Here is a 14,356-nt window from a genome sequence, read left to right on the forward strand (position 1 = left end):
AGTGTCTCCCCCTCGCTCCTCGGATCTGTTCTTGAAGCGTGTTATCAGCCGGCGGCTTGCTGGAGCTGCTCGAGGATGGCCGGGTTTTCCAGGGTGGAAACGTCCTGGGTGATTTCCTCGCCCTTGGCCAGGGAACGCAGCAGGCGGCGCATGATCTTGCCGGAACGGGTCTTGGGCAGGTTCTCGCCGAAGCGGATGTCCTTGGGCTTGGCGATGGGGCCGATTTCCTTGCCCACCCAGTCCTGCAGCTCCTTGATCACCTTCTTGGCCTCGTCGCCGGAGGGACGGGCGCCCTTGAGCACCACGAAGGCGCAGATGGCCTCGCCGGTCAGATCGTCGGGACGGCCCACCACGGCGGCTTCGGCCACCAGGGGGTTGGAAACCAGGGCCGACTCGATCTCCATGGTGCCCATGCGGTGGCCGGAGACGTTCAGCACGTCGTCGATGCGGCCCATGATGGTGAAGTAGCCGTTCTTGGCATCGCGCACCGCGCCGTCGCCGGCCAGGTACAGGGTGCCGCCCAGGTCTTCGGGGAAGTAGGACTTCTTGAAGCGCTCCGGATCGCCCCAGATGGTGCGGATCATGGAGGGCCAGGGCTTCTTGACCACCAGGAAGCCGCCCTTGCCCCATTCCACGTCGGCGCCGGTCTCATCGACGATGGCGGCCTGGATGCCGGGGAACGGCAGGGTGCAGGAACCGGGCACCAGCGGGGTGACGCCGGGCAGCGGGGTGATCATGTGGCCGCCGGTCTCGGTCTGCCAGAAGGTATCGACGATGGGGCAACGGCCGCCGCCCACGTTCTCGTAGTACCACATCCAGGCTTCCGGGTTGATCGGCTCGCCCACGGAACCCAGCAGGCGCAGGGAGGACAGGTCGTAGCTCTTGGGGGCCACGGCCGGGTTGGCCTCGGAAGCCTTGATCAGCGAGCGGATCGCGGTGGGAGCGGTGTAGAAGATGGAGACCTTGTGGTCCTGGATCATTTTCCAGAAACGGCCGGCGTCCGGGTAGGTGGGCACGCCCTCGAAGACGATCTCAGTGGCGCCGCAGGCCAGGGGGCCGTAGGTGATGTAGGTGTGGCCGGTGACCCAGCCGATGTCGGCGGTGCACCAGAAGACGTCGTTGGGCTTGACGTCGAAGGTCCACTTGGTGGTCAGCACCGCGTGCAGCAGGTAGCCGCCGGTGGAGTGCTGCACGCCCTTGGGCTTGCCGGTGGAACCGGAGGTGTAGAGCAGGAACAGGGGATGCTCGGCATCGACCCACTCAGGCTCGCAGACCTCGGACTGGCCGTCGGCGATGTCGTGCCACCACACGTCGCGGCCGGCCTTCATGGTGCAGGGGCCGTCGGTGCGCTGATAGACGATCACGCTCTTGATCGCGCCCTTGCCGGCGACCAGATCGAGAGCCTCGTCCACCGCGGGCTTGAGGGGGATGGCCTTGCCGCCGCGGCACTGCTCGTTGGCGGTGATCACGGCCACGGCGCCGGCGTCGAGGATGCGCTCTTCCAGGGACTTGGCGGAGAAGCCGCCGAACACCACGGAGTGGGTGGCGCCGATGCGGGCGCAGGCCTGCATGGCCACCACGCCTTCGATGGACATGGGCAGGTAGATGATGACCCGGTCGCCCTTCTTGATGCCCTGGGCCTTCAGCGCGTTGGCGAACTTGGCCACGCGGGAGAGCAGGTCCTTGTAGGTGACCTTGGTCACCTGGCCGCCATCGGCTTCGAAGATGATGGCGACCTTGTCGCCGTTGCCGGCCTCGACGTGCTTGTCGAGACAGTTGTAGGAGACGTTGAGCTTGCCGCCGGAGAACCACTTGTAGAAGGGGGCGTCGGACTCGTCCAGGGCCTGGGTGAAGGGCTCTTTCCAGACCACGTGCTCCTTGGCCAGGCGTGCCCAGTAGCCGGTGTAGTCACGGTCGGCCTCGGCGCACAGGGCCTGATAGGCCTCCATGCCGGAAACGGTGGCCTGCTTCACGAAAGCCTCGGAAGGGGCGAATACCCGGTTTTCCTGGAGGACGGATTCGATCTGGGACATGCTTCATCTCCTCTGTAATGGTCGTGTGTCGCGGATCGCCCCGCTTCGTCGGCATTCGCCAACCGCGGCGGCGCCGCGCACGGATTACTGCGGACTTCTAGCGCGGTGACGGCGATTTAACGCGCTACGCCTTACAGCCCCCTTACATTTTCGTGGTGCAGTGCGTCAATACGAAGCCGTATCCACCAAGCGTTTGCGGGGTCTTTGGTGCTAAACTTTTGCAGTTTTGTGGCGCCTGGCTCGCCCCTGGTTTCCGCCCTCCCCTTTTTACCCAGACGTCCTGATGAAACCCGCCATTCAAAAGCTCGAAAACTTCATCTTTTTCAGCCGCTGGTTGCAGGCCCCTCTCTACCTTGGCCTGATCGTCGCCCAGGGGATTTACGTCGTCCAATTCATGGTGGAACTCTCCCACCTGGTGGTCGACATCGGCCACCTGGACGAAACCAAAACCATGCTGGTGGTCCTCGGCCTGATCGACGTGGTGATGATCGCCAACCTGCTGATCATGGTCATCATCGGCGGTTACGAGACCTTCGTCTCCCGCCTCGACCTGGAAGGCCATCCGGACCAGCCGGAGTGGCTGTCCCACGTCAATGCCGGCGTGCTCAAGGTCAAGCTGGCCACCGCCCTGATCGGCATTTCCTCGATCCACCTGCTCAAGACCTTCATCAACGCCGCCCAGCTCGACGACCGGGTGATCATGTGGCAGGCAATCCTGCACGGCATGTTCCTCGTCTCCGCCTTCATGATGGCGCTGACCGACAAGGTGATGAACCAGACCTTGCTGATGCAGCACAAGGAGCACTGAGCGGCGCGGGCCGCCGGCCCCGCCGGCCACCCCTTGCCGCTTGCTGCCATCACGATATTCACGCGACCTCCGCGCAATTTCCGCGACCTTTCCACCACGAGCCCAGCCATGACGACCATCCGCCAGGAAGACCTCATCCAGTCGATTGCCGACGCGTTCCAGTACATCAGCTTCTACCACCCCCTGGACTACATCAAGGCCCTGGGCGAAGCCTACGAGCGCGAGGAATCCCCCGCGGCCAAGGACGCCATCGCCCAGATTCTGACCAACTCCCGCATGGCCGCCGAAGGCCACCGCCCCATCTGCCAGGACACCGGCATCGGCATGGTCTTCCTCAAGGTCGGCATGAACGTCCGTTGGGACGACGCCACCATGAGCCTGCAGGAAATGGTCGATGAAGGCGTCCGCCGCGCCTACGCCAACCCGGACAACCCCCTGCGCGCCTCCGTGCTGGCCGACCCGGCCGGCGCCCGCAAGAACACCAAGGACAACACCCCGGCCGTGGTGCACTTCGAGATCGTCCCGGGCGACCACGTGGAAGTGATCTGCGCCGCCAAGGGCGGCGGCTCCGAAGCCAAGTCCAAGTTCGCCATGCTCAACCCCTCCGACGACCTGGTGGACTGGGTCCTCAAGAAGATCCCGGAAATGGGCGCCGGCTGGTGTCCTCCCGGCATCATCGGCATCGGCATCGGCGGCACCCCCGAGAAGGCCATGCTGCTGGCCAAGGAATCCATCATGGCCCCGGTGGACATCCATGACCTGCAGGACAAGGCCAAGAGCGGCGCCAAGCTGACCCGGGCCGAAGAGCTGCGCCTGGAACTGTACGAGAAGGTGAACGCCCTGGGCGTCGGCGCCCAAGGCCTGGGTGGCCTGACCACCGTGCTCGACGTGAAGGTGCTGGACTACCCCTGCCACGCCGCCAACCTGCCCGTGGCCCTGGTGCCCAACTGTGCCGCCACCCGCCACTGCCACTTCCACCTGGACGGTTCCGGCCCCGCCAAGATTGAACCGCCCAAGCTGGAAGACTGGCCCGCCGTGACCTGGACCCCGGACCTGAAGGCCGCCACCCAGGTCAATCTGGACACCCTGACCAAGGAAGAAGTCGCTTCCTGGAAGCCTGGCCAGAAGCTGCTGCTCAACGGCAAGATGCTGACCGGCCGCGATGCCGCCCACAAGCGCATCCAGGACATGCTGGCCAAGGGTGAGAAGCTGCCGGTGGACTTCACCAACCGGGTCATCTACTACGTGGGCCCCGTGGACCCGGTGCGTGACGAAGTGGTCGGACCCGCCGGCCCCACCACCGCCACCCGCATGGACAAGTTCACCCGCATGATGCTGGAGAAGACCGGTCTCATCTCCATGATCGGCAAGTCCGAGCGCGGCCCCGTCGCCATCGAGGCCATCAAGGACAACAAGTCCGCCTACCTGATGGCCGTCGGCGGTGCCGCCTACCTGGTGGCCAAGGCCATCAAGAGCGCCAAGGTGGTGGGCTTCGCCGACCTGGGCATGGAAGCCATCTACGAGTTCGACGTGCAGAACATGCCCGTCACCGTGGCCGTGGATTCCTCCGGCACCAGCGTGCACAACACCGGCCCGAAGGAATGGCAGGCCAAGATCGGCAAGATCCCGGTCACCGTCGCCTAAATCCTGGCAATCCTGGCCCGCCTGGCATTTCCCAGGCCGTCAGCAAGAAGCCGGCTTCGTGCCGGCTTCTTTTTTATCTGGAGCCCCCATGACCATCCAACGCCACGGCGTCACCCGCCGCTACGCCGACAGCACCGCCTTCGCCGGCACCGCCTACCTGGTGGAAGTGCCCCAGTCCCTGGAGGCCGACGCCGCCACCCAGACCGGCGAAATCCTTACCAGCCTCGACCGCCTGCTCGCCCAGGCCGGCTCCAGCAAGGAGCGCCTGCTGCTGGTCACCATCTACTTGGCCGACATGGCTGACTACGACGCCATGAACGCGGTGTGGGACGCCTGGGTGCCCGAAGGCCACGCCCCGGCCCGGGCCTGCGTCCAGGCCCGGCTGGCTAATCCGGGCTACAAGGTGGAGATGGTGGTGATCGCCGCCCAGGGGTGAGCATCGCCAGGGACCACGAGGGGGAGAAACCGAAACCCCGCGCCAGTAGGGCATCTCCACGATGCCCAAATGAAACCCCGCGTCCCTATTGGCTTTCCGGCCACCCACTTTCAAACCCGGCGCCCCGCCTGGTGCTCCGGCACGGGTATAAAAAAACCGGCCTGCCACCTTGCGGTAGCAGGCCGGTTTTTCCTTGGGGGCCGGAGTAGCGGAATAGCGGACTGCTCCACCACTCCGGCCCGTCAGGAGCAAACGACCACGACCAAGGGCGGTCAGCCCGCCAGCAGCTGCTTGATCTGCTCCAGGGCGGTCGGGTCCTCGATGGTGGTCATGTCGCCAGCGTCGCGGCCTTCGGCCAGGGCTTGCAGGGAGCGGCGCAGCAGCTTGCCGGAACGGGTCTTGGGCAGGCCGGTGACGAAGTGCACCCGGCTGGGGCGGGCGATGGCGCCGAGGCTTTCGTCCACCTTGGCCATCACTTCCTTCTCCAGCTGCTGGCGCTGCTCGGCGGTGGCGATGCGGCTGGCGTCCTTGACCACGGCGAAGGCCATCGGCATCTGGCCCTTGAGGGCGTCGTTGACGCCCACCACCGCCACTTCGGCGATGGCGGAGTGGCCTTGCACGGCCTCCTCGATCTCCCGGGTGCCGAGGCGGTGGCCGGCCACGTTGATCACGTCGTCGGTACGGCCGAGGATGAAGTGGTAGCCCTCGTCATCCTTGATGCCCCAGTCGAAGGAGGAATAGACCTGGGGTTCGGTGAACAGGCTGAAGTAGGTCTTGACGAAGCGGTCGTCGTCGCCCCACACGGTGGACAGGCATCCGGGCGGCAGGGGCGGGACGATGCCGACGATGCCTTTTTCGTTGGCGTCGCAGATCGAACCGTCCTCGCGGAAGATCTTCAGGTTGTAGCCATAGACCGGGAAGCTGGGGGAGCCGAACTTGAGCTTGGTCTTTTCCACGCCAGGCACGGAGGACAGGATCGGCCAGCCGGTTTCGGTCTGCCAGTAGTTGTCGATCACCGGAATCTTCAACTCACCCATGATCCACTCGTGGGTCGGCTGGTCCAGGGGCTCGCCGGCCAGGAACAGGTGCTTCAAGCTGGAGAGGTCGTACTTGTGCATGTACGCCGGGTCCTGCTTCTTCAGGACGCGGGCCGCCGTGGGGGCGGAGAACATCACGTTGACCTTGTACTTCTCGACGATCTGCCACCAGATGCCGGCGTCCGGGCGCAGCGGGGTGCCCTCGTACATGATGGTGGCCATGCCGGCGAGCAGCGGGCCGTAGATGATGTAGGAGTGGCCCACCACCCAGCCGATGTCGGAGGTGGAGAACATGGTCTCGCCCTCGCCGCCGCAGTAGATGTGCTTCATGGTGGAGGCCAGGGCCACGGCGTAACCGCCGGTGTCGCGCTGCACGCCCTTGGGCTTGCCGGTGGTGCCGGAGGTATACAGGATGTAGGACGGCTCGGACGATTCCAGCCAGGTCACGGGCACCTGGGCGTCCATGTACTGGGCGCGCAGTTCGGCGTAATCCACGTCGCGGCCGGCCACCTTGGGGAAGCCCTTGTCCAGGCCGCGGTCCACGATCAGCACTTTTTGCGGCGGGGTCTGGGCCAGGGCGCAGGCCTCGTCCACCAGATGCTTGTAGGGCACGGCCTTACCGCCGCGCATGCCGGCGTCGGCGGTGACCATCAGCTTGGGCTGGGCGTCGTCGATGCGGGTGGCCAGGGAGCCGGAGGCAAAACCGCCGAACACCACCGAGTGGATGGCGCCGATGCGGGCACAGGCGAGCATGGCGAAGCAGGCCTCGGCGATCATCGGCATGTAGATCAGCACCCGGTCGCCCTTGGTCACGCCCAGGCTCTGGTAGATGGCGGCCATGCGCTCCACCTCGCGCTGCAGCTCGGCGAAGGTGTAGACCGTCTCGGTATCGGTCTCGGTGGAGATGAAGATCAGCGCCCGGTCGTTGGGGCGCTTGGCGGCGTGACGATCCACCGCGTTGTAGCAGAGGTTGGTTTCGCCGCCGACGAACCACTTGGCGAACGGCGGACGGGAGAAGTCGCAGGCTTGCTCGAACGGCTTGTGCCAGTCGATCAGCTTGGCCTGCTCGCCCCAGAAGGCGTCGGGCTGGTCGATCGACTGCTGGTAGAACTCCTGGTAACTCGTACTGCTGGACATGGATCTTCTCCCTCGGTGATTCGGTTCTTTTGTGAAGTCGCTATCCCGGTCCGGCAGTACGCATTCGTCAGCCGGTTTGTCCGGGATGATGCTGGTTGAGTTGGCGTTCCAGCTCGTCCACTGGAAGCTGCCATTGTAATTCATAATTCAAAAACCGAAGCAGAGGCAGCAGGCGCCGGGCCACGTCCTGGCTGCTGCCGCGCACCATGTCGCCCCGGCCGGCTTCCAGCAGGGCCAGGGCCCGTTCCAGGGTGATGGCGTCGGGGCGGCGCCCCTCGGCCTCGCAGCCCACCACCCGGTTGCCGCCGGCGGCGATGGCCTCGCCCATGCGCTCCCCGGCCAGGGCCAGCAGATGATTGGCGGCGGCGGAACGGTCGTCACAGTTGTTGGCGATGCCGATGCTCACCGACAGATCCACCCGCTGACCGTGGAAGGCCACGTGGGCGGTTTCCACCGCTTCCTTGAGGCGCAGGGCGAAGGAGCGGCACGAGGCCCCCGGGGTGCCCGGCGAGACGATGGCGAACTGGGCCGTGCCGAAATGCCCCAGGCTGTCCTCGCGGCGGATCTTGCTGGCCAGCAGGCGGCCGAACTGGGCCACCAGCTGCTCCACCACCGAGGCACCGTATTGTTCGGTGAGTGCCGCCAGCCGGTCGAAGCCGATCATCAGCAGCGACACCTCGCCCCCCTTGCGCTGGGCCAGGGAGCAGGCCTGGTCGGCCTGGTTTTCCAGGTAGCGGCGGGTGAACAGGCCGGTCAGGGGATTCTTCACCGCATCGTCCCGCACCGCGTCCAGGGCCTCTTCGGCCTGGGCCAGGCGGATCTGGGCGTCGAGACGGGTGAGCAGTTCGGCGGTGCCCACGCCCTTGGAGATGAAGTCCGAGGCGCCGCCGGCCTGGGCCCGGTTGCAGGCGTCGTCGTCGTCCTCGCCGGAAATCATGATCACCGGCAGGCGGCGGATGCGGCCAATTTTGGACTGGCGGATGCGCTCCAGCAGGCCGAAACCGTCGAGCACTGGCATCGACAGGTCCGAGATCACCGCCTGGATGGTCGGGTCGAGCACCAGGGTCTGCCAGCCGGCCTCCCCGTCCTCCTCTTCCCGAACCTCGTAGCGGCTCTTGATGTGGCGGATCAGGGAAGCCCGGACGATGCGCGAATCGTCGACGATCAGGACCTTGGGCGGCACCACCGCGTCGTTCATGGTCACCCTTCCAGGGACGGGTTCACCGCCACCACCGTGCGGCCCTTGACCTGGCCGGCGATGAAGGCGTCGAAGGCCGCCGGCAGGTCATCCAGGGCCACCGTCCGGGTCACCTCGTCCAGATGCCGGGGCTTCAGGTCGCCGGCCAGCCGGTCCCAGATGCGCTGACGGATGGGGAAGCCGATGTAGCCTGAATCGACGCCGAGCAGGCTGACGCCGCGCAGAATGAAGGGGGCCACGGTGGTCGGCAGGTTCATGCTGGCGGCCAAGCCGATGGAGGCCACGGTGCCGGCCTGCTGCATGGTGGAGAGAATCCAGGCAAGCACCTCGCCGCCCAGGTTGTCCACCGCCCCGGCCCAGCGGGCGTTGTCCAGGGGGCGGATCTTGGCCAGGTCTAGGTCGCCGCGCAGCAGGACGTCCTTGGCACCCAGGGATTTCAGGTAAGCCGCTTCCTGGGGCTTGCCGGTCAGGGCGGTGACCGCGTAGCCCAGGCCGGCCAGCATGTCCACCGCCAGGCTGCCCACCCCGCCGGTGGCGCCGGTGACGATCACCGGCCCTTTGTCCGGGGTCAGGCCGTTGTCTTCCATGCGCTGGACGCCCAGGGCGGCGGTGAAGCCGGCGGTGCCCAGGGCCATGGCCCGCTTCAGGTCCATGCCGGCAGGCAACCGGACCACCCAGTCGGCCGGCACCCGGGCGAACTCGGCGTAGCCGCCGTGGTGCGCCACGCCGATGTCGAAGCTGGTGGCGATCACCTTGTCGCCCGGTTCGAAGCGCGGATCGGTGCTGGCCTCCACCACGCCGGACAGGTCGATGCCGCCCACGCAGGGAAAGCGGCGGATGATCTTGCCCTTGCCGGTGGCCGCCAGGGCATCCTTATAGTTGACGCTCGAATAGGCGACCCGGATGGTCACCTCGCCCGGGTCCAGGTCGGCCTCGGTCAGGGTGGTGAGCCCGCTGACCACGGCCTTCTTGCCCGCAACGTCCCGCTCCTCGATCAACAACGCCTTGAATGCCTGCACGGTAGCTCCTGGAATCGTCATGAGCCGGACCCAGGCGCATTGCGGGCCGGACCGGCGGTTGTCTGGAAGCCCCGATTATAGCCAGCCCGGGCGCCCCTGCCCCGGTCCGGCGGCGATCCGGCCGCATGTTCATCGGAAATGGCACAGATGACGGCAAAATTCCCTATCGCTTCAAAGGCTTTACAAGAGACTGATTCTCAAATAAAGTCCGGACCCATGCGCAAAAAAACCCTCAAATTCCTGACGGCCTTGGCTGCGGCGATTCTCGTCTCCGCCTCCTTCTCCGTCTCGGCAGATGAGCTCAAAGGCGACGAACAGAGCTTCTTCCAACGCTATTCCAGCGGCGTTCAGGAACTGATCATCAAGGGGCTGGAATTCGTCGGCGTCCCCTACCGGCGCGGCGGCACCAACCCCGACGTGGGCATGGACTGCTCCGGCTTCGTCCAGCGCGTTTTCTCCGAATCCATCGGCATCAGCCTGCCCCGCACCGCCCGCGAGATGAGCGACGTGGGCGAGCAGATTTCCAAGACCGAACTCAAGCCCGGCGACCTGGTGTTCTTCAACACCATGCGCCGCGCCTTCTCCCACGTGGGCATCTACCTGGGCAACAACCAGTTCGTCCACGCCCCCCGTCCCGGCGGCGAAATCCGCGTCGAGGACATGCGCCAGGCCTACTGGACCCAGCGCTACGACGGTGCCCGGCGGATCACCGAGAAGTAAAGCGATCCAGGTTTCAAACCGATCGTCCCGCAGAAAACCGGCCCCTGGCCGGTTTTTTCGTTTCCGGGCCGGCGATTGCCGATTGAGCATCTCCCCACGTCGCTAACAAGAAATCTTCTCATTTACATTTCTTTACAGGCTGACTAGAATCTGCCGGGACGATTCCTGCACACGGCCCTGCGCCACCACGGCCTGTTGCCCGCCCCGCCCGGGCCAAGCCATCCCCCCGGGAATCGCTCATCCAGACGCCCACCGGAGCCCGCCCGATGAAGAAACCGCACGAGAAGAAGACCCCGTTCGCCCGCCCCCTGGGCACCCTGATCCTGGCCCTGGCCGGCGCCGGGTTCTCCGCCACCCTGGCCCAGGCCGCCGAGGAAAAGGTGCTCAACCTCTACTCCGCCCGCCACTACCAGACCGACGAGAAGCTCTACGAGAACTTCACCAAGCAGACCGGCATCAAGATCAACCGCATCGAGGCCAAGGAAGACGAACTGCTCGAACGCATCAAGAACGAGGGCGCCAACAGCCCGGCCGACGTGTTCCTGACCGTTGACGCGGCCCGCCTGGCGGTGGCCCACGAACTGGGCCTGTTCGCCCCGGTCAAGTCCAAGCTGCTCGAATCCCGCATCCCGGCCAACCTGCGCACCGACGACTGGTTCTCGTTTTCCACCCGGGCCCGGGTGATCGTCTACAACAAGGCCGCAGTCAAGGCCGCCGACGTGCAGAACTACGAAGACCTGGCCGATCCCAAGCTCAAGGGCAAGTTCTGCTCCCGCTCCGGCTCCCACCCCTACAACCTGTCCCTGATGTCGGCGATCATCGCCCATCAGGGCGAGGCCAAGGCCGAGCAATGGGCCCGGGGCTTGGTGGCCAACTTCGCCCGTGCCCCCAAGGGTGGCGACACCGACCAGATCAAGGCCGTGGCCGCCGGCGAATGCGGCGTGACCATCTCCAACACCTACTACGTGGCCCGCATCATGCGGTCCGACAAGCCCGAGGACAAAAAGACCATGGAGGCCGTGGGCGTGATCTGGCCCAACCAGAAGTCCTACGGCACCCACATCAACGTTTCCGGCGGCGGCATGCTCAAGACCGCCCCGCACAAGGAAGCGGCGGTGAAGTTCCTCGAATACCTGGCCTCCGACGACGCCCAGCGCTACTTCGCCGACGGCAACAACGAGTGGCCGGTGGTGGCCGGGCTCAAGTTCGCCAACCCGGCCCTGGACAGCCTCGGCAAGTTCAAGGCCGACGCCCTGCCGGTGGGCTCCCTGGCCATGTACCGGACCAAGGCCCAGGTGGTCTTCGACCGGGCCGGCTTCCGCTAAGTCCTGGCCGGGCACAACGCTCTGCCACCGGCCCCGGCCCGTGGCGGAGCCGTACCAACGCAAACGCCCCGCAGTCGCGGGGCGTTGTCGTTTGCGGCGCCAACCGGACGCGCCAATTACCGGGTTCCGGCAGTGCCGCAGCCGCAGATGTTTGCCGGCAATCGGGTGGGGGGCAGCAAGCCGCGGCCGGGCAATTCATTAATAAAATTAATACAACCGCTCAACCAAAAACCCAAGGTCCGCGCCAGTTCTTGAGTTTCACCAGACAAGCCTTCGAATACATGAAGAAAATTAATGTATCGAGGGCTGTCCTCTGTCATTCCGCTGATGCCACCCGCACCAGGGCCGGGTCGGCCGCCCGTTCGAGCAGCGCCCGCACCCGCCCCTGCCACAGGGCGCGAAAATCGGCCTGCATGGCCTCGTCGGCCTCCCCCGTCAGGCAGGCCCCCATCAGGGCGCCCGTTTCCGGGTCCGCCGGCACCAGGCCCAGGTCCAGGACCACATCCACTGCCGCCCCCGTGGCCAGCCGCGTCAAGCGGATGTCTCCCGGCACCCCGCGCCCGAAGCCAAGCAGGTTGCGGCGGTTGAAGCGCCCGGCCAGGCCGCGGAAGCCCGAATCCTCGGTGGCGCCGGTGACCAGAGTGAACACGCTGGCGGTGACCCCGGTCACCCCCTCGTCGCGCCGCCCGGGAAGCTCCACCAGGATGCCGCCCCGCTCCGGCAGGCCCTCCGGGTAGAGGGCCGCCAGCCCGCGACAAGCCATCAGCCAGGCCCCGGCCACGGTGGGGCAGGAATGGCCGGCCAGGCGCACCGCGTCGGTGTAGGCGTAGGTGAGCACGCCCTCCTCCGCCGCGCCGAGGAAGTCGGCCAGGGGGTCGCGCACCGTCAGGGTCGGGGCAAAGGCAAAAAAGTCGGGCATGGGCACGGCCGGGCTCCTTCAGGCAGACGCCAGCCGGCGCGCGGGGTGCCACGGGGCCGGCGAAAAGCAGGTGGGGACAAGGGAGCGGGCAGTGTGGCGGCCCCGGCCCGCCACGGCTTTGGCCTGGGTTAAATCCACGGAGCGGCGCCTGGATTCCGGATTTCGCCGGACGCCGGGAATCCACCAGCAGCAGGGACGCGGGAAAAACGCTAGAAAGGAAAGCCGCACACCGCCGCATAGGCCGGAAGGCCCCAGTGGCTCCGGCCCCGCGACCGCGCCCTCACCCCCTGCGACTGCGGGCGATCTGGCGCGACAGGGCGATCAGGGGCAGCAGCCCCACGGCAACGATGGCCAGGGACGGCAGGGCCGCCTCGGCCAGGCGCTCGTCGGCGGCCAGGGTGTAGGTCTGGGTGGCCAGGGTGTCGAAGTTGAAGGGCCGCATCACCAGGGTGGCGGGCAGTTCCTTCATCACGTCCACGAACACCAGCAGGGCGGCGGTGAGCAGACTGCCGCGCAGCAGCGGCGCATGGACCCGGGCCAGGATGCGCCCCTGGGTCAGACCCAGGCTGCGCGCCGCCTCGTCCATGTGCGGGGTGATCTTGCCCAGGCTGGCCTCCACGGTCTGTAAGGCGACGGCGAGGAAACGCACCAGATAGGCATAGACCAGGGCGCTGATGCCGCCGGTGATGAGCAACCCGGGATTGCTGCCGAACCAGGCCAGCCACTGGCCCGCCAGCCAGTTGTCGAGGCGCGTCACCGGGATCAGCACCCCCACCGCGATCACCGAGCCAGGCACGGCGTAGCCCAGCCCCACCAGCCGGTTCAGCACCCGGGCCGCCGGACGCTTGGCCAGCCGCGCCCCGTAGGCCAGCAGCAGGGCCAGCAACACCGCCGCCAGGGCGGTGAGGGTCGCCAGGGTGGCACTGTTGCGCGCCAGCAGGGCGAAGCGCTGCCAGCCCAGGCCTTCCTCGCTATCGCCCAAGGCCAGCCGCACCAACAGCAGGGCGGGCAGGACGAAACCGGCCAAGAGCGGCAGGGTGCAGCCCAGGGTCGCCAGCCAGCCCGTGGCCCCGGTGAGGCGGCTGCGCGCCGGGCCGCGCCGCTGACTGCCGCCGCCGAAGCGGGCGCGCCCCCGGGAGGAGCGCTCCAGTACCAGCAGCAGGGCGACAAAGCCGAGCAGGCAGGCCGCCAGCTGGGCGGCGGCCACCCGGTCCCCCAGGGAGAACCAGGCCCGGTAGATGCCGGTGGTGAAAGTCTGCACGGCGAAGTAGGCCACCGTGCCGTAGTCGGCCAAGGTCTCCATCAGCGCCAGGGCCACCCCGGCGGCCACCGCCGGCCGGGCCAGGGGCAGGGAGATGCGCAGGAAACTGGCCCAGGGCGACAGGCCGAGCATCCGTCCAGCCTCCAGCAGCCCGCCGCTGCGCTCCAGGAAGGCGGTGCGGGCGAGCAGGTACACATAGACGTAGAGCACCGCCACGAACATGGCGATGGCCCCGCCCAGGCTGCGCACCTCGGGGAACCAGTAGTCGCCGCGCTGCCAGGCGAAGGTCTCGCGCAGGGCCGTCTGCAAGGGCCCGACGAATTGCAGGAAGTCGGTATAGACGTAGGCCAGCACGTAGGCCGGCATGGACAGGGGCAGCACCAGTGCCCATTCGAAGAAGCGCCGCCCGGGGAACTCGTGCATGGTGGTCAGCCAGGCCGCCCCCACCCCCACGGCGGCCGTGCCCGCCCCCACCCCCAGGCACAGCCAGACGGTGTTGAGCAGGTATTCGGGCAGCACGGTGCCGGCCAGGTGGCTCCAGGTAGCGCTGGTACCGCCCTGGGCCAGGTTGGCCAGGACGCTGGCCACCGGCAGGCCGACCAGGGCCGCCACCGCCAGGGCCAGGACGAGCAGAGGGGAAAAGGCGCGGCGGAGGCGAAAAGGGGAACGGAACGGGTGGCGGAGGGAAGTCACGGAAATCGCCGGAAGGCGCGCGGGATGGACTGAACGGGCTGAACGGGGAAGGCGGCGTTTTTTTGCCCATTATAATGGGCGAGATGAGAATGCTTCTCCCCAAACCCGCCGCCGCCCCCGGGCGCA

The 14,356-nt window shown here is 66.8% G+C and carries 11 protein-coding genes; 5 read left to right on the top strand and 6 right to left on the bottom strand.

Annotated elements, in window-relative coordinates; genetic code table 11:
• Positions 1-44 precede the first annotated feature (44 nt).
• Complete coding sequence (gene acs / locus LWW89_RS04940) at positions 45-2,033, bottom strand: acetate--CoA ligase (RefSeq protein WP_293261987.1); 1,989 nt, start codon at positions 2,031-2,033, stop codon at positions 45-47.
• A gap of 283 nt (positions 2,034-2,316) precedes the next feature.
• Here acs and LWW89_RS04945 point away from each other — a divergent pair, with 283 nt between their 5' ends.
• From LWW89_RS04945 to LWW89_RS04955, 3 genes are all read left to right on the top strand, one after another.
• Positions 2,317-2,841 (top strand): TIGR00645 family protein, encoded by a 525-nt coding sequence (locus tag LWW89_RS04945; RefSeq protein WP_293261990.1) that lies wholly within the window; start codon positions 2,317-2,319, stop codon positions 2,839-2,841.
• 108 nt (positions 2,842-2,949) lie between these two features.
• Entirely contained in the window at positions 2,950-4,485 is a 1,536-nt protein-coding gene (locus tag LWW89_RS04950) for a fumarate hydratase (protein WP_293261993.1), read from the top strand.
• Positions 4,486-4,573: 88 nt separating this feature from the next.
• Positions 4,574-4,921, top strand: a complete 348-nt coding sequence (locus LWW89_RS04955; protein ID WP_293262032.1) for a RidA family protein — start codon at positions 4,574-4,576, stop codon at positions 4,919-4,921.
• 272 nt (positions 4,922-5,193) lie between these two features.
• On the opposite strand, the gene LWW89_RS04960 is transcribed toward LWW89_RS04955, so the two are convergent.
• From LWW89_RS04960 to LWW89_RS04970, 3 genes are all read right to left on the bottom strand, one after another.
• Positions 5,194-7,095 (bottom strand): propionate--CoA ligase, encoded by a 1,902-nt coding sequence (locus tag LWW89_RS04960; RefSeq protein ID WP_293262035.1) that lies wholly within the window; start codon positions 7,093-7,095, stop codon positions 5,194-5,196.
• 67 nt (positions 7,096-7,162) lie between these two features.
• Positions 7,163-8,293 carry a diguanylate cyclase gene (locus tag LWW89_RS04965; RefSeq protein WP_293262038.1) on the bottom strand — a complete coding sequence of 377 codons (1,131 nt, stop codon included), beginning with the start codon at positions 8,291-8,293 and terminating at the stop codon, positions 7,163-7,165.
• A gap of 2 nt (positions 8,294-8,295) precedes the next feature.
• Positions 8,296-9,312, bottom strand: a complete 1,017-nt coding sequence (locus LWW89_RS04970) for an oxidoreductase (RefSeq protein WP_293262041.1) — start codon at positions 9,310-9,312, stop codon at positions 8,296-8,298.
• Positions 9,313-9,528: 216 nt separating this feature from the next.
• On the opposite strand from LWW89_RS04970, the gene LWW89_RS04975 reads away from it, so the two are divergent.
• Both LWW89_RS04975 and LWW89_RS04980 read left to right on the top strand, forming a co-directional pair.
• The gene (locus tag LWW89_RS04975; RefSeq protein ID WP_293262044.1) at positions 9,529-10,032 is read left to right on the top strand and encodes a C40 family peptidase; all 504 of its coding nucleotides are present in this window, start codon (positions 9,529-9,531) and stop codon (positions 10,030-10,032) included.
• Between the two features lie 308 nt (positions 10,033-10,340).
• Positions 10,341-11,357: a Fe(3+) ABC transporter substrate-binding protein gene (locus LWW89_RS04980; protein ID WP_293262175.1), complete on the top strand. Its 1,017-nt coding sequence runs from the start codon at positions 10,341-10,343 to the stop codon at positions 11,355-11,357.
• Positions 11,358-11,673: 316 nt separating this feature from the next.
• Here LWW89_RS04980 and LWW89_RS04985 read toward each other — a convergent pair whose 3' ends face one another.
• Complete coding sequence (locus tag LWW89_RS04985; protein WP_365781022.1) at positions 11,674-12,276, bottom strand: hypothetical protein; 603 nt, start codon at positions 12,274-12,276, stop codon at positions 11,674-11,676.
• Positions 12,277-12,556: 280 nt separating this feature from the next.
• Positions 12,557-14,230, bottom strand: coding sequence for an iron ABC transporter permease (locus tag LWW89_RS04990; protein ID WP_293262049.1), 1,674 nt, complete (start codon positions 14,228-14,230; stop codon positions 12,557-12,559).
• Positions 14,231-14,356: the final 126 nt, after the last annotated feature.

This window comes from Oryzomicrobium sp. (assembly GCF_021287045.1).
GTDB lineage: Bacteria > Pseudomonadota > Gammaproteobacteria > Burkholderiales > Rhodocyclaceae > Oryzomicrobium.

Coding starts and splice junctions, on each gene's coding strand:
- acs (WP_293261987.1), bottom strand. CDS start 2,033: ATGTCCCAGATCGAATCCGTCCTCCAGGAAAACCGGGTATTCGCCCCT.
- LWW89_RS04945 (WP_293261990.1), top strand. CDS start 2,317: ATGAAACCCGCCATTCAAAAGCTCGAAAACTTCATCTTTTTCAGCCGC.
- LWW89_RS04950 (WP_293261993.1), top strand. CDS start 2,950: ATGACGACCATCCGCCAGGAAGACCTCATCCAGTCGATTGCCGACGCG.
- LWW89_RS04955 (WP_293262032.1), top strand. CDS start 4,574: ATGACCATCCAACGCCACGGCGTCACCCGCCGCTACGCCGACAGCACC.
- LWW89_RS04960 (WP_293262035.1), bottom strand. CDS start 7,095: ATGTCCAGCAGTACGAGTTACCAGGAGTTCTACCAGCAGTCGATCGAC.
- LWW89_RS04965 (WP_293262038.1), bottom strand. CDS start 8,293: ATGAACGACGCGGTGGTGCCGCCCAAGGTCCTGATCGTCGACGATTCG.
- LWW89_RS04975 (WP_293262044.1), top strand. CDS start 9,529: ATGCGCAAAAAAACCCTCAAATTCCTGACGGCCTTGGCTGCGGCGATT.
- LWW89_RS04985 (WP_365781022.1), bottom strand. CDS start 12,276: ATGCCCGACTTTTTTGCCTTTGCCCCGACCCTGACGGTGCGCGACCCC.